This is a genomic window from Butyricimonas faecihominis, assembly GCF_033096445.1.
Taxonomy (GTDB): Bacteria; Bacteroidota; Bacteroidia; order Bacteroidales; family Marinifilaceae; genus Butyricimonas; species Butyricimonas faecihominis.
The window spans coordinates 202508-224106 of sequence record NZ_AP028155.1 but is presented as its reverse complement, the minus strand read 5'-3'; the positions used below and the strand labels follow the sequence as shown (position 1 = coordinate 224106).

Genomic DNA, 21599 nt, shown 5'->3' with positions numbered 1-21599 from the left:
AGCCTCCAAACCGGACCTACTGTTCCGCCAGTAGTTTCTGTAACTTTACCGGAGTAAGAACTTCTCGGGTATAAAATTTCCCATCCACGAACACGCTATACGTGGTGAGCGGCGCCCGATGATCCCGTGCCATTTCATGAGTCATTATCGGGTGTACCCGCACGGGAACACTTGAAGATTGAATAACCGGATCTAGTAGTTTGATATAGGGCACCGTAAAAGGACATTGTGCCGTGTAAAATATATCTATTCCCTTAACATCATCGCCCAAACCGGCAGAGGCACACGATTTAAAACGAGGAAACGGTGCATCCGGTCTGAACCGTTTTACCAATAATTCGATGTTCGGAACACACGAATCACACACCTCGTACCCGTGCCTGATGAAAAAAGCCTTGTCCGAAAGATACGGTAACTTCTTCTTCCCTACCATCACGACCACACCGTTTGTACCCGCAACATCTTCCTCACACGTTTTCAACAACTCCCGACCGTATCCGTGTCCTTTAAACGATCCGGCCACCCACAGACAATTGATGAAGGTGTAGCCGTCCGCCTCGATAGGCACCCAAGCATATTCAGCCGGTAAATACTCGATGAAAACTTTTCCCCGGACATTCAGTTTGACAAACTTCAATCCCTCCTCCATACGACACGCCAACCACTCTTTCTTGGCCTCCACACCCTCAGCACTTTTCTTGTCAGACATGGCACAACAAATATGTTCCTGTTCTATATTCTCTTGGGTTAAAATTACTTTATCCATATTCTCATTTTGCAGATAAAGATACAACAATTATATACACAATCATCTCTATTTTGGAATTTTCCGGACAACCCGACAAGGATTTCCCACGGCAACCACGTTAGCCGGAATATCCTTCGTCACAACACTCCCCGCGCCGATCACCGTATTAGCACCAATAGTTACTCCCGGTACAATCGTCACGTTTCCCCCAATCCAGACATTATTCCCGATATTTACCGGATAAGCGTATTCCAACCCCGAATTACGAATCTCCGCATCCAATGGGTGACCTGCCGTGTATATGTTCACGTTCGGGGCAAGCATCACGTTATCACCAATCGTCACGGGAGCCACGTCGAGAATCGTACACCCCACGTTCGCATAGAAATTCTCCCCGATGCGGATATTATACCCGTAATCACAATTAAACGGCTGTTCAATCAGAAAATCATCCCCTGTACTTCCTAATAATTCCCGCAAGATACGTTCCCTGATCTCTTTCTCGGAAGGCCGGGTATGATTATAATCGTACAACAACTCTTTGGCCCGACTCCTCTCCGCGTATAGTACGGGGTCCATGGCGTTATACAGCTCCCCGCCAAGCATCTTCTCTTTCTCTGTCTTCATCATTTTTTTTACTTTATACAGAGAGGCCGTTCGGAAAGTCATTTTATTTCCAAAAACTCCTCCGTCACTTCGTGCCACCTCCTCTATAAACAGAGGAGGAGCTGGTGACTCTTCCCGAAGACAGGAAGTATTTCAGCTCTCCCTCTGTTTATAGAGGGAGTACCCCGAAGGGGGGAGGGAGTTTGAGAAGAGACTTTTTGAACAGCCTCCTTGACTCAATATATTTTCCTCTATCAAGCGTCATTCTTGGCATACTCGGACAATTCACACCCGAAAGTATCCATCAGGTAATTATCCAGCTCATCTGCCTTGAATGCCATATTCGTGATATTTTTCTGTACCTCGTCTGCAAAATCAGAGAAGATGTCGGAGATATGAATCCGGTAAGACAGATAAATCTGATTACCGTCCAATCCCAATTGATAAGGTTTCACCTCTGCATTCAACAAGTACGTCAACACGGGTTCGAGATTCTTCTTCGGTAACACGTTGATCGGTGAAGTACAGAACAGGTAAGAACGCTGGTACACGAACATACGGATCTCTGAACTTCCCTTGTGGAACACCCAACTCTCGTAACCGACACGGGCCAACACGGGATTAATTCCCATAGCCTGAATAGCTTCCTCGCAGAAAACTGCCAAGTCGGTCAATGAACGTTCCTGGAAAACATTCGACGGCAACTTATCCCCGCATGACGGGCAATATTCCTCTTCATCGGAAATAAACTCGTCACAACTATTACATTGCACGTTATATACGCTTGTATCCAGATCACCGATCTGTTCCAATAACTCACGTAAAGCCGTCACCGGAATACCGAATCCCATGTTATCCGCATCCGTGATTTTGCTTGCCGTGATTGCGACCAGTTCATCCCGGTCATTGAACATCGGTCCCCCGCTGTTTCCCGGATTCACGGCGGCATCCGTCTGGATATAATAACTATCGTTAATCAACTGCCTTGGGGACGACACGGTTCCCTCGGTTACCGTGAACGGCATCCCGAACGGGTAACCTGCCACGTTGATCTTCTGGCCGATAGACACGCTATCTAACGCGGACAAAGCGATTTCCGGTAGGGCGGAGAAATCCCCCTCGGCTTTTAAAAAGGCTATATCCTTTGCCGGGTTCACCAACACTACTCTAGCGTAAAAACGATTTTTGTCGTTATCTTGCAGGGCAACCTCGCGGAAACCGTCCACCACGTGGTAATTCGTCACGAACAGGTCATAATTTTTCAAGTAAAAACAACTGCCTGACCCACCGGCATGATTGACCTTATATACAGTGTTAAAAATATTCTGTTCCATAATCATTAAATTTCATTATTGTTGCTGACCGTTCCCCATATAAGTGGCGGCTAACTGTTGTACTTTCAACATATAATCTTCCATACTCACCTGTCCGGCAGCTAGCTGTTGCTGCAACTCCTGCACCTTCTGCACGTACTCCATCATTCCACCGCCCTGTTGCATGGCTTGTGCCGCTTGTTGCATTCCTTGCTGCATCATTTGCTGCATACCCTGCATCATCTGGGACATATCAAATTCACCTTCCTCGTCGTCGTCATCATCCGGTTCCAACTCTCCCTCCATGATATTATCCATGGCAGCATGTAAGATCGGGGCAGCCTCATCCCAAGGTTTGGCGGAAGCTTTTTCCAAGGCACGAACCACAACCGCATTCACGTCATCCTGCACGTTATTATAATAGTACATCTCGTAGAACTTGTAAACAATCATCAAGCAACACGTCATGTAATCACCTGTTTCAAACGCTTGGGTCGCACGATTGTATGAATTCTCGAAATTCTCCTGAATATTCTTCAAATTAGAACGACGTTTATCCGAAATAAAGGTCTCCACGTAATACAAATCCTCAGCCCATTGCTCTTTCGTCATTCCCTGCAAGCGGGCAATGACAGACTTCCCGTAATTCACCACTTCCGGCAGCGGAATATCTTCCCGATCCATCTCGGAAACGGCCTTATTCAAGTCATTCAACAACTGTCCCTGCGGGTGAGCGTAATACAATATCTTCAATATCGTCGTATCCAGCACGTTCCACGCAAACCCGTATTTCCGGTCCACCTCAAAATCCTTCACGGCATCCATACACTCCTTACAACTCAATTGTACCACCTCGTAAACCGTGTTCAGCGTCTCATCGTCAAAAGGAGTTACTTTCGGTTCATATATCCGTTGAGCCCCGAACTTGGTCTCGAACTCGTCATCATACTTGTCTCCCGTGTTACAAATCTCCTGAAGAATATAATAAATCTTGTAAGGATTTGCCAGTGCCAGCGGGCAAGTGTACTCGAATGCCAATCGATCCTTTTTCAACTCAACTTGAGCCAAGTCCATAGCATTAAAATTCAAGCCTGCAACCTGCCGTAACAAGGGAATACGATTCTTCTCCGGCAAAGAGAGAAACGGTGCGTGAATCAACAACCGATCATCCTCGATCTTTATATTCACCACGATCGAACCATGAGGAATATTAAATTCCGTTCCTTTCGCGTTCCCGTATTTCTCACGGAATTCGTCGTTCACATAGTCCAATAAAGCATAGAACGACTGCAAATATTCTCCATTATCGAACGCCTCTACACTCGTATCGAAATAATCGACCTTAATTTTACTTTCCGTAGAAGCGATCGTGGAAAGGTTAAATGTCAATGTTTGTTTCATGACTTATAATGTATTAAATAAATAATTATGATTCACGCGCTCACTCGTGCCACATCCACACGGGAGCGCTATAAAATTATACAATTATCCGAGAAATCCACCCCTCGGTTCGTGAAAATAGGTTATAAACCAAAAAATAATCATCAAATTTCTCATAATCAGCATCTCAAAACATATAATTTATCATAAGCAATCAAGGCCACACCGCCAGTATACACCATGCCCCGACCAACCTCCTTTCCCCCAACAAATAATTTTTAATAAAAAGTTTGAAACTGCACCCGCTCTTTTATCGTATATATAAGAAATTTATAAACTCAAAAACACTCAAAACATGGAAATTACACATGATAAAACCAGACATATGTTCGAATTCTCCAAAAACGGGAATTCGGCCGTCGTAGAATACAAACCCTTTGACGGGGGAATCAACATCTTACACACATTCGTTCCCAAACCTTTGCAGAATAAAGGCTACGGGGCCAAACTTGTGAAAGAAACGTTGAATTATGCACGGGAAAATCACTTGAAGGTTATCATCACCTGTCCTTTTGCCCGCGTATACGTGGCCCGTCATAAAGAATACGAAGATCTACTTTAATGCCATCTTCCCTACTAGCAAACACCTGCACATCAGAACGAAAAACAAAAATATTGCAAAAAAGGAGTGTTTGCGACAGAACAATTTTCCAAAAAATATAGAAATTTATAATTCTATCCTTTGGAACATCGGTAAAATTTAACAACTTTGTGGTGAATTACAAGAAGTGTGTAGCATGAAATATAACATCATTATCGCGATACTAATATGTGTAATCCTGTTTATTTTATACAAGTATATACAGGCGAAACAAATTATTAGCGACAAAAAAGGAGAAATCAAAACTTCTGAGGCACTATTCAATTTTATTTTACAACACATAAAGTCCTATATCCTTGTCATTGACAGGAACTTTATCGTGGAGAAAACGAACTATTACGCGATCACAGACACCGAGGACTCTGGACAACCTAAAAGAGTCGGGGAACTACTTAATTGTGTCAATTCCCTGAATAAAGGTTGCGGCAACGGAGAACTTTGCAAGGCTTGTCCCATCAGACAGGCAGTAACGGAAGCCTTTAAAACGAAAAAGGACTTTTCTAACTTGGAAACCACTGTAAGCCTGCGTCTATCAGACAAGAAAACCTTCAAATGCAATGTTGCCGTTTCCGGTTCATACATGAACATTCACAACCGTCCGGAAATGTTAATTACCATTCATGACATCACGGAACTCAAACAGGCTCAAATTCGCTTACAAGATGCTTTGGCCAAAACAGAACGGATTGAAAAGTCAAAATTCACGTTTCTCGAAAAACTGAGTAACGAAATTAACGACCAGTTAAACTGCATCTTAGGCTGGACCAACCTAGTAAGTACGGATAAAACACTGACACCTAACCAGCAAAACGAGTACATGAATCTTATATACGAACACTCCGACCAACTCTCGCATCTGGCAAATGACGTGTTGCGGCTGGCCCGGATCGATGCGCACAAGATCGATTTACAGATGGCAACCTTCTGTCTGCACGAGTTTTTTCAGGATATTATCCTTCTTCGAATGAACAACACCCACCCGAACGTGGAATTGTATTTGGAAGGAGACTCCCCGAATCTCTTGGTGTACACGGATCAACAAAAATTATATCAGGTAATTCTCAATCTCCTGTCCAACGCCCAGAAATTCACAAACAAAGGACACATCAAACTCGCTTATTCCGTGGATGAAGAACAAAATATGATTAACTTCATCGTGGAAGACACGGGCTTAGGAATGCCGCCCAGAATACACACGTACCTCTTCGAGAGATTCTATAAGGCAAACACCTTTACCGACGGCCCCGGACTGGGTCTATCTATTTGTAAGGCATACATTGAGGCGATGGGCGGAACCATTCAATTTACCTCTTCTGAAGGACGTGGAACTCGTTTCCATTTCTCTATAAGAAAAGAACCGATTCCGGCAGGTGATGTTGCACTGGATATGCACAAGTAATACATTATCCACCACCACGACCAAGTGTTTGAGTTTTTAATATAATTTACAAGACCGACTCAAACCTTATCCGGGAAGTTTCCGTTTATCACGAAAAAACGACACGAATGGAAACAACTCAAAAGCCAAAAGAGATCATCGGGCATCTCATGGTCTTGTCTACAATTGTCATATATAGCTTTAACACGAATTTCATGAAGATCCTCATGCCGGAATGGATCGGTCCTCATGGCCTCGTGTTAATTCGTTGCACGGTCATGGCTTTCGGTTTCTGGATCATCTCCCTCTTCATCCCGGCAAATAAACAACAGGCAAAACCCAAAAGAAAAGACATTTTCATGATGATGCTGGGCGGTCTGCTCGGCATCGGGGGTAACTTACTACTATACATCAACGGCTTGAATATCACGGGTCCCGTGGATGCTTTTGTTATCCGTACCGTGCAACCTATTATCGTAATTGCACTCGCCGTACTGATTCTTCACGCGGACTTCAATCGCTACAAAGCCATCGGTATCGTTTTGGGACTTGCGGGAACTCTTTACGTTTCAATCACCCCGCACGCAGGAGCGGTGAAAGACTCATTCACAGGAGACGTTCTGATCTTCGTTGCCTCGGTTTTCAACGCGCTCTATCTCATATTAATCAAACCCTACACCCAGAAATTCAATTCGGTTATCGTGATGCGCTGGATGAGCTTGGCAGCCTTTATCCTCGTACTCCCTTTCGGCTTGCATCAAACCCTCGAAGCCCCGCTATTCACGTCAGAGGCTCCCGTACATATCTGGTTGGAACTCGGTTTCGTGCTTATTTTCGCCACGATGATAGCTTACTTCCTAAACTTGAAAGCCCTGCTATACATTTCGCCCTTTGTGGAAAGCGTGTATATTTACCTCCTCCCTATCACCGGAGCCATCGTGTCAATATCGCTCGGTCTCCAGAAATTCTCATGGCACGACCCAATCGCCCTCGTATTATCATTGCAGGATTCGCATTGATAAACAAAAAGAAAAAAGTGAAAGCTGTTATAAACAAATCTTGAAATCAAACTATAAAAACACTTTCATACTCTCTGATAAATCGGCAATAATACCCTTATGTTTCTTCAGAAATTCACATATCTTCATCTTGGACTCGGGATTCTGTAATATTTCCGGGGATTCCAGCATCAAAGTCACCACATTTAGCAACTCGTTTGTCTCCTTGACACTTGTTGCCAACATCTGCATGAAAAACACTCTTTTCTCCTTATCCTCGAACAAAATTTCGAGCTCTCTCCGTAATTCCTCACCATCAATATTCGCCAATTTAACCTCACTCATCATTGTCTTATCTTTTTAAATTTCCAGATCTTACCACAATCAAAACACTTGTTTGCCGACCGGAATATCGGAAATAACGCCGACAACAAGAAATAAAGAATCACCATCGCCATTCCCGGCGTGTTTCTTTTACCGATATTCGCAGAACCACAGAACGGACAACAAGTCATATCCGTGGAACTATCTGCTCCCACGATCAAAATCTCCTCATCCGTTACCGAATTTTCGGGATTAATGTACCCGCCTTCTTTTAACAAAGCCACCCCCGATTCCAAATCCTCCGTGCGTACCATCAGTCTCACACCACCAATCGCCGTGGTATAGAAATTATTCACCTGTGCGGTAAACTCATCCGGTATCAAAGTCTCGATTCCAGCCGATTCCAAGTAAGACTTGATCATGTAAGCATCCTGCAAAAACGTAACTGTATGCACTACACTCCATTTACTCATACTCCATTCTCATTATATTTTGTATTCTCACTTTCCCCACAAATACCCGGACACAAGTTAGCATATTTTCGCTATATTTCCAAATATGCTACAATAACATTCCATTTTATTCCAATAACAAGATAAATCAATACAACATTGTCATGCTTTTCCTTCCTTCTTCCTCTTCTTCCACAACTGCCAACTATTGATACTATTCTGCCAAAGGACATAAGCGGCAGGTCCTATCGAAGAAAGAGGCGAAAGATACACTTGCGCCATCCATATAGCCAAAATCGTGTTTTTCTGTCCCAATCCTTGGCCTCCTGCAATGGTCTCACCATGTCGGCGACCGACCCAACGCCCGATCGCAAATTGTCCGATACACAATAACAACGCGGCAAAAGCGATTAAAAACTCTTCCCCGTAGTTTTTACTATCCTGCTGCATAATGAAAGACACCGTTTTCCCGACCACGATTGTCAGGCTGAACGACCACAAATAGAAAGAAATGCTTTGATGACTTTTCAACACCTTATGTGCTGAAGGAATAAAATATTCCAAGATCCATGCCCCGGCCAGCGGCAAAAGTAACAACGGCCCAACCTGCCGGCAAACGTACCATAAAGACGCACCGAAAGACATTTCCCCTTGCGTCCCCACGAGAGAGAAAATCACAGGTGACACGATTGCCACGCACAAATTACTCGCTAACGTGTAAGCGGCTAGACATGGCACACTCCCGCCCAGCATCCCCGTGACAACCGTCGCAGCCACGGCCGTCGGGGCCAGCACGCAAATCATCATAGCCTCTCCCAACAAGGCATCAAAAGGGCATAACACGGCGTACACGCACACGCTACCCACGACCTGAACCACAAGCATCCACACGTGTAACCGGGTAAAACGCATTTCTCTGATCGACAAACGACAACACGTGATTAATAGCATCACGGAAATCAAGTAAGGAGTCAAGAAAGAAAACAAGCTGAAAAAAGAGTAAAATATACCCCCGCTTAACATCGCCAAAGGCAACATCCATGTTTTTAATCGCTCTAACACGTCTTCATTATTTTTCCATCGCAAAGGAACATTGAATTCGTTAATAATCCAAATAAAAAAACAGAAGATCCCCCCTTCTGTCAAAACTTGTAAAATACCAGTTATAATCTTTCGTTTTTAACCCTAAATCATGGCTATTATGCAAAATTTGTCTACTTTTGCCCGTGAAACAGGAAAACATCTCCAAGGCGTATAATCACTACTAAATAGATTCGATCATGTCTGAAAACAAGAATACCGCAATTCCGGTAAATGAATTAGAAGATTTACAAGAGAAAGAGTTTATACTCCACGAACTACAAAAATCAGCAAAAATCGGCTGGTGGAAGGTAAACTTCAACACTCACGAAATCATTTGTTCAGACTACATCATGGATATACTCGATCTATCTAAAAACACCATGACCGTAGAAGAGTTCCTAAACATCATCAACGTGGAACACAGGCAACGTATCTCTTCCTCGTTCATCCACATCCGGACACAGAATTTCTACGACGAAATATTCCCGATCCAAACAAAGTATGGAGAATTATGGATTCATTCCAAGCTGGGCAACAAAATAGTGCGGGAAGACAACACGATTATCGCCATCGGATTTTCCCAAATACTTGATGAAGAAACGAATACATCCCTTTATAAAAACAAGGAAGACTCCCGTTTAAAGGAATTACTGGTCCGGCAATTTGCCCTGTCTCAGTCCCTATCAAACTTCTTAAAAAGTGCAGACACCCCAAAAGTCATCACGGACACGCTGAAAGATTTATTACAGCAATTTAACGGGGACCGCACTTATATATTCCAGTACGACAAGGCAAAAGGTACACAAAGTTGTATCTACGAAGCTACCCGGGAAGGAGTTTCCCCGGAGATCGACACATTGCAGGATATGGACATCAACTACAACCAGTGGTGGAGTAAACAAATGTTCAACAACGTGCCTATCATCATCAACAACCTAGATGAGATGCCACCGGAAGCCATAAGCGACAAGCAAACTTTGGCCCGTCAGAATATTGCCTCCCTCATGGTATTCCCACTTCTATCCGCACAAGGTATTTGGGGGTATATGGGGATAGACATTGTAAACACACCCCGCCTTTGGAGCATGATCGACAAGGAATGGTTTTCAGCCATCTCCAACATCATCAACATCTGTATCGAATTACGGGCATCCGAGAAAAAAGCCCAACAGGAAAGAGAGTATTTCAAGAGCCTTTACGATCATATGCCAATCGGTTACCTACGGATGCAAATCTTATATGATCATTCCGGCAAAGTAACCGATTACAAATATCTGGATGCGAATCCCGCCTTTTACAATATAACAGCATCGCCAATCGGTTCGTATATCGGTCATACTGCTAAAGACTTCAACGCGAACAAACCCGAAGAACTGGAAGTGTTGCAGCAAGTCGTTTCAAGCGGCAAAGTACTTGAAACCAATCGACTAATAGCAAATACAGGACGCCAGTATCATATCTTGATCTACTTACAAGGTCAACAAGAAGTCGTCGCTTTGTTCACGGACATCTCAGAACGGATGAAAACGATCGAGGCCCTTCGCCGTAGTGAAGAAACCTTACACAACATATACAAAAACATACCCGTCGGTATCGAAATCTATGATAAAGATGGAACCTTAATCGCTCTAAATGACGTTGAAAGCGAAATCTTTGGCTTCGAACACAAAGAAGACGTACTGGGAGTTAATCTATTTAAAAATCCGAATCTTCCCCAGCAACATCTCGAAATGTTACGGCAGGGCAAGGAAATCACATTCCCGCTGACATACAAATTCACGAACGTGAATAAAACCTACTACAACACGAAATACGAGGGAACGAGAAACTTGACGGTAAAAGGAAATTGTCTCTATGATACCAACAATAACATAGAAAACTACCTTCTCATCGTCATCGACAACACGGAAGCCATCAAGGCTTACCGCAAAATTGAAGACTTTGAAACCCTGTTCAATGACATCGCGGAATTCTCCAAAGTAGGTATTTGCCGCTGGAACCCGCTAAGTAACAACTTTTTGGGTTCGGACGTTTGGTTTCATAATCTAAACCAGACACCCCGCCAGATCAACAATATCATGGAAGCCTACGAGCATGCTCACCCGGATGATCTCCAATGTCTCGCCACGTTTTTCCAAAACGTCATGGACGGGGAGGAACAGTCATTCTCCGGGCAGGTACGTATCCAATTCGAGGATAGCTGGCGCTGGATGCGTATACGTTTCAAAGTGAAAGAATACAATCCGCAGAAAGGCATTATTGAACTCATCGGGCTAAATCTTGACATCACGGAACTAAAAGAAACAGAAAGTAAACTCATTGCCGCCAAGCTGAAAGCCGAAGAGGCTGATCGCTTGAAATCGGCCTTCTTGGCTAACATGAGCCATGAAATCCGTACCCCTCTCAACGCAATAGTAGGTTTCTCCAACTTGTTGGCTGACACGAGCAACATCGAGGAAAGGGAACAATACATCTCCGTGATACAGAAAAACAACGAACTTTTATTGCAACTCATCTCTGATATACTTGACCTCTCCAAAATCGAGGCGGGAACCTACGAGGTCACGTTTGCCGAAGTGGACGTGAATGACCTATGCGAAGAAATCATCTGTTCTCATGCTATGAAAGTCCCTCAGGGCGTGACGTTATCATTCGAGGAACACGAGCCTCATTGTTCCATTTGCAGTGACAGAAACCGCATCACGCAGATTCTTTCAAACTTCATCAACAATGCGATTAAATTCACGGAATTCGGTTACATTCACGTGGGTTATACTCTCTCGGAAAAGTACATCCGATTCCACGTGCAAGACTCGGGTATCGGGATCTCGACAAAGAATCAAGAACAAATCTTCGATCGTTTTATAAAATTAAATACCTTCGCGAGAGGTACAGGCTTGGGTTTGTCCATCTGCAAGAGTATCGTTGAAAAACTGGGCGGGGAAATCGGGGTTAAATCCACACTGGGATGCGGCTCCACGTTCTGGTTCTCGCTCCCCTACGATCCCTTGTATAAAGCAAAGTCAGGCGCTACCGACCATTGATAATTTGTTTAACACGATCGAACATGCCATTAAATCCCGAAATATCCCGTTTCATCCGAGAGCATCTGGACGACAATCCGGATCAGTTACTATGGAAGAAAAACGAGTACCCGGATGATCGTGTCGTGTTGGCCGTGGAACAAATTCAAGCCCGGGAGAATATCAAGGAGAAACTTCCCTCGTGGTATGCCTGCCGGGACATCTTCTACCCGTCCAAGCTATCCACCGAACAATGCTCATCCGAGACAACTGCTCCCTACAAGGCTCGACTCGCCACCGGTAACTCTCTCTGCGACCTCACGGGTGGCTTGGGCGTCGACACGTACTTCTTTTCCCGGCAAGTAGATAAAGTGACATACGTGGAACGCGATGAATCGTACTGCGAGGCTGCTCGTTCCAATTTCCTAGCGCTGGGAGCGACCAACATCGAGGTTATTCACGCTGACGCGACAACCGTGGCCAGCCAAGTTATTGCCGACACGTACTATGTTGATCCCGCCCGCCGGACAAGCGATAACAAGCGGGTGTTCGCCCTGACCGATTATGCCCCGAACGTACTGGAAATCAAGGAAACACTTTTACAACAAGGTCAACGCCTGATCATCAAAATCTCCCCCATGGCCGACCTTTCCGCAGTCCTGCAACTCCTACCCGAAACCACCGACGTGCATGTGGTTTCCGTCCGCAACGAGTGTAAGGAACTTTTATTCGTGCTGGATAAAACCCCGATAAATCAAGCGGTGAACATTCACACCGTGAATTTTGCTACCGACACGGAGCAATACTTTTCCTTTCTCTTGGAAGAGGAAAAGGACGCACAACCTCGCTACATGAGTCATATCGGCTCCTACCTTTATGAACCGAATAGTTCCGTCCTCAAAAGCGGAGCCTTTAAACTCGTTGCCAACCGTTACGGGCTGGAGAAACTCCACCCTCACAGCCACCTCTACACTTCGGATCATCTTGTTGCAGACTTCCCCGGTCGTGCATTTCAAGTCAAAGAAATACTGGACTTTTCAAGCAAACTGCTTAAACAGATTTCCCGCACCATCCCCAAAGCAAACATCACCACCCGCAACTTTAAACTATCTGTCAACGAACTCCGTACCCGAAGCAAGATAAAAGACGGCGGCACCACCTACCTTTTTGCCACCACCCTCAATGACGGACGAGCCGTAATCGTGAGGACAGAAAAATGAAGTTAGTATGAATCTTTTCGCTTGTTTCCCCCGTATAGTGCAGAAAACTAAACAGGACCAACATGAAAATACAAACCGGCCATGGCATGATCACGCTCACGGCACTCCTTGCCATCTATTCCATATCGATGGTAACTTCATTACCCGGCTTGGCCATCTCGCCGATTCTCGGTGATCTCAAGAACATTTTCAAGGATGCCAGCGACTTGGAACTGCAAATGCTCGAATCGCTCCCGTCGTTTATCATTGTCCCCTTCATCTTGCTGGCAGGACGATTATCTTTAAGGATTAACAAAAAAAGAATCCTTATCATCGGGTTATCAATATTCTTCGGGTGCAGCGTGATTTACCCTTTCAGTAATTCCCTGTGGCTGCTACTGGTAGTCAGCGCCCTCTTGGGCGTCGGGGCCGGGATGATCATCCCGTTTTCCACAGGACTTATCGCTGACAACTTCACGAAACGTTACAGGACCCGCCAACTAGGTATCGCCTCGTCGATCACCAACATCACGCTGGTTCTCACCACCTTTCTTGCTGGCGTTCTCGCCGACATCAACTGGCATTACGCATTCCTCGTGTACTGCCTGTCGGGGATCTCGCTGTTGTTCGCTTTTAAACTGAACTCTGCCCCTCCGGCAGCACCGCAAAGAGCCCAACCTGCAAACGATACTCCCGTATCGACAAACCACAACTGGCCTGTAGCGCTCATGTTTCTCTATTACTTTATCACGTTTATCGTGCTGACAGTCCCCTTTAACCTGTCGATCTATATGGAAACGTTGAAATTCAAGGACCCGGACATTTCCGGCACATATATTTCCGTCTTTTTCCTCGCCATGACAATTCCCGGACTTTTTATCAACAACATCATCGGATGGTTGCGCAGTTACACGAACGTGTGCTCCTCCGCGGCCATCGCCCTCGGTTTCGTGCTTTTCCTCGTGAAAGGCGGGCCGGTACTGCTAACCATCGGTGTTATCCTTATCGGGTTGGGGTACGGGTGTATGCAACCCATCATATACGACAAAACATCCACGAGTACGGCCGAATCACACGCAACATTCGCACTGGCACTGGTGATGGCCATGAATTATATGGCAATTATCACCTACCCTTTTATTCTCGAAATTTTACAGGGAATATTCTCCACGGATACCTCCTATTTCCCGTTTTTACTCAGCACGATACTGGCCGGGATATTTGCTGTGTTCACCTATTTTAAACGAAATACGAGTACTTTGGGAATACAAATTCAACGTTAAATATGGCGCGAGAAAGAACCTTCTCGCCTTTTCTCCCGTATTTACCCCATGCAAACAAGACAGATATAACTAACCAAAATTTCTAGATTATAAATTCTAAACTAAATTAATTCAAGATGACAACAAATTCAAACACAAAAGGGACTGCGATGAAACTCGGCGTGATGACCCTCGCAATTATGAATGTCGCGGCGGTTGTGAGTCTTCGTGGCCTACCGGCAGAAGCCGTTTATGGGTTGAGTTCTGCATTCTACTATTTATTCGCAGCCATTGTATTTCTGGTTCCCACGGCTCTCGTGGCAGCCGAATTAGCCGCCATGTTCGCCCAGAAAGAGGGTGGAGTTTTCCGTTGGGTAGGTGAGGCGTACGGAAAACGTTTTGGTTTCCTAGCAATATTCCTGCAATGGATCGAGAGTACGATCTGGTACCCGACGGTTCTGACATTCGGGGCCGTATCCATCGCGTACATCGGCTTGAACACCTCCGAAGATGCCCTGCTGGCATCCAACAAAATCTTCACGCTGGTTACCGTGCTGGCTATTTACTGGGTAGCAACCTTTATCTCGCTGAAAGGACTGGGATGGGTAGGTAAAGTTTCCAAGATCGGGGCCATGGTCGGGACGATTATTCCCGCCGGGCTTCTGATCGTTTTCGGTATTATTTACATTTCCACGGGCGGGCATAATAACATGGACATGAGCCAAGGTTTCTTCCCCGACTTGACCAAGTTTGACAACCTCGTGCTAGCCTCGGGAATCTTCCTTTTCTACGCCGGAATGGAGATGATGGGTATTCACGTGATGGACGTGAAGGAACCTGCATCGAAGAACTACCCGAAAGCGATCTTTATCGGTGCCGGGATTACCGTGGTTATCTTCGTGCTGGGTACGTTCGCGCTGGGTTTGATTATTCCTGCAAAAGACATTAACCTGACACAAAGTTTGCTTGTCGGGTTCGACGGGTATCTCAAATACCTGCATATCAGCTGGGCATCCCCGGTAATAGCTATCGCCTTGATGTTCGGTGTGCTTGCCGGAGTGCTTACTTGGGTTGCGGGTCCGTCAAAAGGTATTTTCACCGTGGGTAAAGCCGGTTACTTGCCTCCATTCTTCCAGAAAACAAACAAGATCGGTGTTCAGAAGAACATCCTGTTCGTACAAGGAGGAGTTGTTACAATCTTGGCATTGTTGTTCGTGGTCATGCCTTCCGTGCAGTCGTTCTACCAGATATTGTCGCAGTTGACCGTCTTGTTGTACCTGATTATGTACCTGTTGATGTTCTCCGGAGCTATCGTGTTACGCTACAAGATGAAAAAAGCAAATCGACCGTTCGCTATCGGCCGGAAAAGTAACGTCGGGATATGGATCATCGCCGGACTGGGATTCTGCGGGGCCTTGCTGGCTTTCGTGTTGAGTTTCATCCCGCCTTCACAGATCAACGTGGGTAGTAATACCGTCTGGTTTGCCGTGCTGATTATCGGGTGCGTCGTGGTTGTTGCCACTCCGTTCATCATCTACTCCTTGCGTAAACCGTCATGGAAAGACCCGAAAGCTGAAATCGCCCCGTTCCACTGGGAAGAACAACCGGTTGCCCCGGCTACTTCAACGACTTCAACTAGCCCGGCCACTCCGGATGCTAAAAAATAAAAAACGTAAAAACTACCCCCTCTAACTCCCCCTTACACAGGGGGAGAAACGAACGCAAGAAAGCGCCACAATGTTTCAATGCAGCGTATCCTCTCCCTGTGTAAGGGGGAGTCAGAGGGGGTAGTCTTTCATTCTAAACTCTAAATTTTAAATTCCAAACTATAATCACAGGTATGAAAAAAACAATTACAAGCAATGACCTCAAGAATTTAGTGAACGAGGCTCATGCACAAGTGAAGGATTTGAAGGGTGGGAAAAAGCGAATTATATTCCATTCCTAGACAAAATTGATTCTAATTTATTCGGTATATCCGTTTGTCTCCCGTCGGGAGAAGTTATCGAGGCCGGAGACACGAATTACGTTTTCGGTATCGAATCCGTCTCCAAAGTGTACACCGCAATTCTAGTCTTACGCCAGTATGGGGCGCAAGCCGTGTTAGACAAGATCGGGGCGGATGCCACGGGGTTGCCGTTTAACTCAATCATGGCAATTCTACTGGAAAACGATCACCCGAGTACCCCGCTCGTGAACGCCGGGGCCATCAGTGCCGACAGTATGGTGAAACCCGTGGGTAACAGTGAGGCCAAATGGAAGGCAATCACCGACAATATGCGGGAATTAAGCGGTAGCGATCTGAAGTTACTGGATGAACTCTATAAATCGGAATCCGAAACGAACTTCAATAACCGTTCTATCGCGTGGTTATTGAAGAATTTCAACCGGATTTACGATGACCCGGATATGTCGCTAGACCTGTACACCCGGCAATGCTCGATGGGTGTAACGGCAAAACAATTATCCATCGCCGCCTGCACGATTGCCAATAACGGTTTGAATCCCGTGACAAAACAACAGGTATTCGACCCATCGTTATCTCCTAAAATCACCTCCCTGATCGCAACCGTGGGATTCTACGAACACACGGGAGACTGGTTGTACACCAGTGGCGTTCCCGCTAAATCGGGAGTTGGTGGCGGTGTACTCGGAGTTGTTCCCGGACTGTTCGGTATCGCCGCTTTCGCCCCCCCTCTGGACGAGGCCGGAAACTCGGTGAAAGCACAGGCTGCCATCAAGTATATCGCACAGAAATTAAACGTGAATGTCTTCGGGGGAGATCACGTGGAAGTAATCAATTAGTTCATAAAGGGGCTGTCCCAAAAGTCAATTTTAAACAACTACCCCCACTACCCCCCTCTTACACAGGGGGAGAAACCGCTTGGTCATCAACTCTCCCCCTGTGTAAGGGGGAGTTGGAGGGGGTAGTTTGTAGATACTGGATAAGACTTTTTGGACACCCTCCTTATGGACCTTATAAACCCATTTTCTATGAAAAGAAGTAAAGTTTTCGAGCAAATACTCAACGGGCTTGTATTGTTGGGTAGTTTGGCAATTATTATTGTTGCCTCTATCGAACTACTGGACGGGAATAACGCTCTCAGCGAGGCTTTCATATTGAAATTCCATCTCTGGGTGTGCGGGCTTTTTCTGGCAGACTTTTTCGTTCGGTGGTACACGGATGGATGGACCGGGCGTTTTTTCAATCATAACTTGTTTTTCTTGCTGGTCTCGATTCCTTACCTTAATATCGTGTACGGTTTATCAACCACCATATCCCATTCCACGTGGCTAATCCTGCGGTTAATCCCTCTGGCACGAGGCATTTACGGGGTATCACTCATCGTGAGTTGGATGACACGCAGCCGGATCACCAATTTGTTCGCCACGTACCTGACGATTCTTTTCACGACGATCTATTTTTGCAGCATCATTTTCTACTACATGGAACACGGTGTTAACCCTCCCGTGAAAACATACTGGGACGCTTTCGACTGGGCGCTGATGAACGTCACCACGGTCGGGTCGAATATTTTCGGGGTCACGAAGATCGGGCAAATCCTTGCCGTCATTCTCGCCGCCGCGGGTATGATTTTCTTCCCGATATTCACCGCTTACGTCACGACAATATTCCAGCGAAAAAGAAAAGAAACGAACGGCACGGCCGATGAACAAACGACCCTTTAGACTAACGGCTTGTGCCGTTTTTTATAATTTTGCGGATCTCTCTTTCTTCTTCAGATAAACTGACCGGGAATTCGAAAGTCGTGCGCCCGCTAATAGTGACATACTCAACCTCACCAACTCTTTTTCTATGTTCTTTCAACGCATTCTCCGCCTGTTGAGCCTGCGATAATCTTTCAAAATGGTTTGTGTTCTTTTTCATGTGAATTGATTTATACTGCCAATTGATTATTTATTGTACAAATATTTACGGCATTCATTCCCCGTTTCCCTCGTTCCAAATCAAACGTTACTATATCATTCTCCACGATATCAACAAGGACATTATTGACATGGAAAAAGTATTTATCCGTCCCTACCAGATTCTTGATAAAGCCATACCCTTTCTGCGAGTCAAAATACTCCACCCGACCTTTCAAAATGGCGGGAGCTTCCTGCCTGGGGATTGAAATTTGTATATCCTCTTGCACGATTTTCTCCTCATCATGCCGCTCTTCAGGCGGTGTCGAGGTAATCATGCCATGTTCATCAACGTAAGCGATCATGTCATCGAAACTGGTCGCTTTACCGGATTGTTTTCTCTCTTCCTTCCGGTTTTGTTTTGCCTGTCTTCGGGCTTGTTTTTTCTTCTCGTTTTCTTTTTTACCAAATGTAGTAGGTTTTGCCATACAATTTATTTTAATTAATAATATCATTTACTTCTAGTGTCCTTACAGATAGGATGGGTATAAATAGTCAAACTTCCGGCCATGATAAAAAAAACGGGACACAGAAATTCAATTCATTCGTTTTAAAATGACAAATTAGAGATAGGGAGAATTAAAGGAGAAACCTGATTAACTTGTAAAAACGTTCCGATCAATAATATTCGAAATTCTAATTGAAACAAAGATAACACAATTTACCGGAAAAACAATCTTATTTCCCGATTATCGCCCTGCCATCACTTTAGCCATCGAGCAAACAGCCCCGTGTTGCCCTTCCCCCGGCAAACCGTCTCCTTAACAGTTTTCCTTCTCCACCACTTCTCCACCTGTTCATAACCACTTCTTCACCTGTGTACACGTGTTGATAAACAGCCTGTTAACACCTTTAAAGCTATTAACATAAAAGAATCATCAAGCAACAGAAAAAGAGGACTGCCAAGGCGATCCTCTATATAGTAAATAGTTGACAAACAGCACGTTTATCTGGAATGATTAAAACCTCTCGGTTTCTGCGGTTCTTTCTTCGCCCACATCAGAGCGCTATTTGTCGGCTCTTTCAGAGCATCCAACTGGTTCACGCAACGTTTGATGTCCTCCATCAACAGATCGGCCAAATCAAACCCGGTGCCCTGTCGAACAACAACACGCATGATTATCACGTCCTCCATCGCTTTCGGCATCGTGTAAGCAGGCACCTGCCATCCTTCCACGTGCAGCGCATCCGACAAATCGTACAAAGTCCATTTCCGGTTTGGATCATCTTTCAATTTCCAGATAAACAACGGGTTCGGCATATCATTACTGAAGAACTCGAAAATACCCATCTTTTTCAATTGCTCTTTCAGGTAGAGACAAACGTTCAGGCAATTTTGCTGTACTTTCTTGTACCCTTCCTTACCCAAGCGCATGAATTGGTAATACTGGGCCAATACTTGATTACCCGGACGAGAGAAGTTAATGGAAATACTCGGGATGTTGGCTCCCAGATAATTCACGGCAAAGTTCATTTCCTCGGGCAAATATTGCTTGTCTTTCCAAACCACCCAACCCACACCGGGATATACCAGACCGAACTTGTGACCTGAAGTACTGATGGAAAGTACCCATTTCAAACGGAAATCCCAGATCGTTTCAGGATCGATGAACGGGTGGATAAACCCACCAGTAGCGGCATCCACGTGGATACAAATCTCCCAACCTTTCTCGGTGTTCAACTTGTCGAGTGCATCGTTAATCTCCTTCACGTTATCATTCAACCCGGTAATCGTCACTCCTTGAATCGGCACCACGCAAATGGTGTTCTCGTCGCAAGCCTTGACCACGTCCTGCGGGTCAAGCGTGATCTTCTCCGCCGTCACGGGAATCATACGCATCTCGACATCCCAGTAGATAGCGAATTTCTCCCAAACCACCTGCATACAGGTCGAGATGATGAAATTCGGTTTATCGATAGGAAGACCTTTTGCCTTACGTCTCTTCTGCCAGCGTTTCAAGGCGGCAATACCACCCAGCATACAAGCCTCGGAAGAACCCACGGTACTCGTACCCGTGCAATACGGTTTCTCAGGTGAATTCCACAACTTGGCAAGGATATTCACGCATCGACGCTCGATCTCCGCCGTTTGCGGGTACTCCGTCTTGTCGATCATGTTCTTATCCATGTTCTCGGTCATCACTTTTCTAGCGTAATCATCCATCCATGTAGTCACGAAAGTCGCCAGATTCAAACGTGAATTACCATCCAACATGGCCTCGTCATGCACGATTTGATAGGCAACTTCGCCCGGCATCATACCCTCTGGCATCTCGTATTTCGGTGCCACCCGGGCCTCTTCATCCGTCCCAAAAACCGGTGTGATAGGATTTTCTGTCTTCATAATTAATTAGTTTAGTTTATTTAGAAAATTTTTAAAGGGCGTGTCTGTCAAGACACTCGTGAATAATTACGATGCCGCAGGACGAAAGTTTCAACCTCCCGTCACATTTAACAACCCTTGTACTTTGCTGACATCACTTACACATCCTTGACAACCAGTCCTAAATAGCGGGTTAAATCCAACGCCTGCACGGGTGACACGATCACGCCACGTAAATCCCCCACACCCAGCCGCAAGCCTTCCAACCGTGAGGATGTTAAGTCCATCCCCTTCAATGAAGTACGAGAAAACTCAGCCTCCACGAGGCTACACGTGTCGAACGCCACCGCCTCCAACCGGCAACTCTCCAAGGCACTTCCCTGCATATCACCGTGGGCGAAAAGTACTTGTTTCAAACGCCCCATCGAGAGATTCATGTAACGGGCGTTACAATGCCGGAACAACACGTTATTCAACACACCGTCCGATAGGTTCGTCCCCATCAACTTGCACGAACGGAATTCCACCCGGAACAACACGCTCCCCGACAAGTCCACGTTCGACAGGTCACAATTCTCGAACAACACGTCCGTGAGCCGGGACTCCCGGAAACGGCAACCGGGAAACGAGACATGATCAAACACGCAGGACGACACGTTCACCTCCGACAAATCTACCCCGTCAACCACCTCCCGACTGAACGAGCGACGATCCACCTCGTCATCGTCCACCAACAACTCGCTGAACAACTCGTTCCCCGTCTCTACCCCCTGCAACACGGGCGGAACCACCCTTACCTCGTTATTATTTCTTTTCACGTGACCTGATTTTTTCTTGTTTCACGCGAATATACACAAACCTCTCCCCGGATAAAAATAAACCCGCGAGAAAAACATTTCAAGTTAATTTTCAGTATAAGAAG

General features: G+C 45.5%; 19 protein-coding genes and 1 pseudogene. 9 read left to right on the top strand and 11 right to left on the bottom strand.

Translation table 11 applies throughout. The annotated features are described in order from the left end of the window. Nucleotides 1-16: 16 nt before the first annotated feature. From R8806_RS00945 to R8806_RS00930, 4 genes are all read right to left on the bottom strand, one after another. Nucleotides 17-766, bottom strand: a complete 750-nt coding sequence (locus R8806_RS00945; RefSeq protein ID WP_124317311.1) for a GNAT family N-acetyltransferase — start codon at nucleotides 764-766, stop codon at nucleotides 17-19. A gap of 48 nt (nucleotides 767-814) precedes the next feature. Beyond that, entirely contained in the window at nucleotides 815-1375 is a 561-nt protein-coding gene (locus R8806_RS00940; protein WP_124317314.1) for a sugar O-acetyltransferase, read from the bottom strand. Between the two features lie 233 nt (nucleotides 1376-1608). Further along, nucleotides 1609-2688 carry a trypsin-like peptidase domain-containing protein gene (locus tag R8806_RS00935; protein WP_124317312.1) on the bottom strand — a complete coding sequence of 360 codons (1080 nt, stop codon included), beginning with the start codon at nucleotides 2686-2688 and terminating at the stop codon, nucleotides 1609-1611. A 15-nt stretch (nucleotides 2689-2703) separates the two neighbouring features. Next, nucleotides 2704-4068, bottom strand: a complete 1365-nt coding sequence (locus R8806_RS00930; RefSeq protein ID WP_124317313.1) for a type III secretion system chaperone family protein — start codon at nucleotides 4066-4068, stop codon at nucleotides 2704-2706. A gap of 334 nt (nucleotides 4069-4402) precedes the next feature. Between R8806_RS00930 and R8806_RS00925 the strand changes: the two genes are divergently transcribed. The 3 genes from R8806_RS00925 (at nucleotide 4403) to R8806_RS00915 (ending at nucleotide 7105) form a co-directional block, all read left to right on the top strand. Next, nucleotides 4403-4669, top strand: coding sequence for a GNAT family N-acetyltransferase (locus tag R8806_RS00925; RefSeq protein ID WP_124316137.1), 267 nt, complete (start codon nucleotides 4403-4405; stop codon nucleotides 4667-4669). 175 nt (nucleotides 4670-4844) lie between these two features. Then, on the top strand, nucleotides 4845-6107 hold the full coding sequence (locus R8806_RS00920) for a sensor histidine kinase (RefSeq protein WP_124316136.1): 1263 nt from the start codon (nucleotides 4845-4847) through the stop codon (nucleotides 6105-6107). 107 nt (nucleotides 6108-6214) lie between these two features. After that, nucleotides 6215-7105, top strand: coding sequence for a DMT family transporter (locus R8806_RS00915; RefSeq protein WP_183312885.1), 891 nt, complete (start codon nucleotides 6215-6217; stop codon nucleotides 7103-7105). Nucleotides 7106-7156: 51 nt separating this feature from the next. On the opposite strand, the gene R8806_RS00910 is transcribed toward R8806_RS00915, so the two are convergent. From R8806_RS00910 to R8806_RS00900, 3 genes are all read right to left on the bottom strand, one after another. Next, nucleotides 7157-7432: a hypothetical protein gene (locus R8806_RS00910; RefSeq protein ID WP_087422062.1), complete on the bottom strand. Its 276-nt coding sequence runs from the start codon at nucleotides 7430-7432 to the stop codon at nucleotides 7157-7159. Next, entirely contained in the window at nucleotides 7429-7881 is a 453-nt protein-coding gene (locus R8806_RS00905; RefSeq protein WP_124316135.1) for a putative signal transducing protein, read from the bottom strand. The genes R8806_RS00910 and R8806_RS00905 overlap by 4 nt, the downstream gene beginning before the upstream one ends. 141 nt (nucleotides 7882-8022) lie before the next feature. Then, nucleotides 8023-8922, bottom strand: a complete 900-nt coding sequence (locus tag R8806_RS00900) for a transporter (protein ID WP_124316138.1) — start codon at nucleotides 8920-8922, stop codon at nucleotides 8023-8025. Between the two features lie 218 nt (nucleotides 8923-9140). Between R8806_RS00900 and R8806_RS00895 the strand changes: the two genes are divergently transcribed. The 6 genes and pseudogenes from R8806_RS00895 (at nucleotide 9141) to R8806_RS00870 (ending at nucleotide 18117) form a co-directional block, all read left to right on the top strand. Beyond that, a complete protein-coding gene (locus tag R8806_RS00895) occupies nucleotides 9141-11987 on the top strand; it encodes a sensor histidine kinase (RefSeq protein WP_124316134.1) in 2847 nt (948 codons plus the stop codon). Between the two features lie 23 nt (nucleotides 11988-12010). Beyond that, nucleotides 12011-13186 carry a THUMP-like domain-containing protein gene (locus R8806_RS00890; protein WP_124316133.1) on the top strand — a complete coding sequence of 392 codons (1176 nt, stop codon included), beginning with the start codon at nucleotides 12011-12013 and terminating at the stop codon, nucleotides 13184-13186. A gap of 62 nt (nucleotides 13187-13248) precedes the next feature. Beyond that, a complete protein-coding gene (locus R8806_RS00885) occupies nucleotides 13249-14448 on the top strand; it encodes an MFS transporter (RefSeq protein ID WP_124316132.1) in 1200 nt (399 codons plus the stop codon). A gap of 116 nt (nucleotides 14449-14564) precedes the next feature. Then, entirely contained in the window at nucleotides 14565-16094 is a 1530-nt protein-coding gene (gene gadC, locus R8806_RS00880; protein WP_087422058.1) for a putative glutamine/gamma-aminobutyrate antiporter GadC, read from the top strand. 173 nt (nucleotides 16095-16267) lie between these two features. Further along, nucleotides 16268-17232 (top strand): annotated as a pseudogene (gene glsA / locus R8806_RS00875) (glutaminase A). A 189-nt stretch (nucleotides 17233-17421) separates the two neighbouring features. Beyond that, the gene (locus R8806_RS00870; protein WP_124316131.1) at nucleotides 17422-18117 is read left to right on the top strand and encodes an ion transporter; all 696 of its coding nucleotides are present in this window, start codon (nucleotides 17422-17424) and stop codon (nucleotides 18115-18117) included. Nucleotide 18118: 1 nt separating this feature from the next. On the opposite strand, the gene R8806_RS00865 is transcribed toward R8806_RS00870, so the two are convergent. The 4 genes from R8806_RS00865 to R8806_RS00850 form a co-directional block, all read right to left on the bottom strand. After that, a complete protein-coding gene (locus R8806_RS00865; protein ID WP_124316130.1) occupies nucleotides 18119-18316 on the bottom strand; it encodes a hypothetical protein in 198 nt (65 codons plus the stop codon). Nucleotides 18317-18326: 10 nt separating this feature from the next. Next, nucleotides 18327-18782, bottom strand: coding sequence for a cold-shock protein (locus R8806_RS00860; protein WP_124316129.1), 456 nt, complete (start codon nucleotides 18780-18782; stop codon nucleotides 18327-18329). 518 nt (nucleotides 18783-19300) lie between these two features. Beyond that, on the bottom strand, nucleotides 19301-20698 hold the full coding sequence (locus R8806_RS00855; protein ID WP_124316128.1) for a glutamate decarboxylase: 1398 nt from the start codon (nucleotides 20696-20698) through the stop codon (nucleotides 19301-19303). Nucleotides 20699-20835: 137 nt separating this feature from the next. After that, nucleotides 20836-21495 carry a pentapeptide repeat-containing protein gene (locus R8806_RS00850; RefSeq protein WP_124316127.1) on the bottom strand — a complete coding sequence of 220 codons (660 nt, stop codon included), beginning with the start codon at nucleotides 21493-21495 and terminating at the stop codon, nucleotides 20836-20838. Nucleotides 21496-21599: the final 104 nt, after the last annotated feature.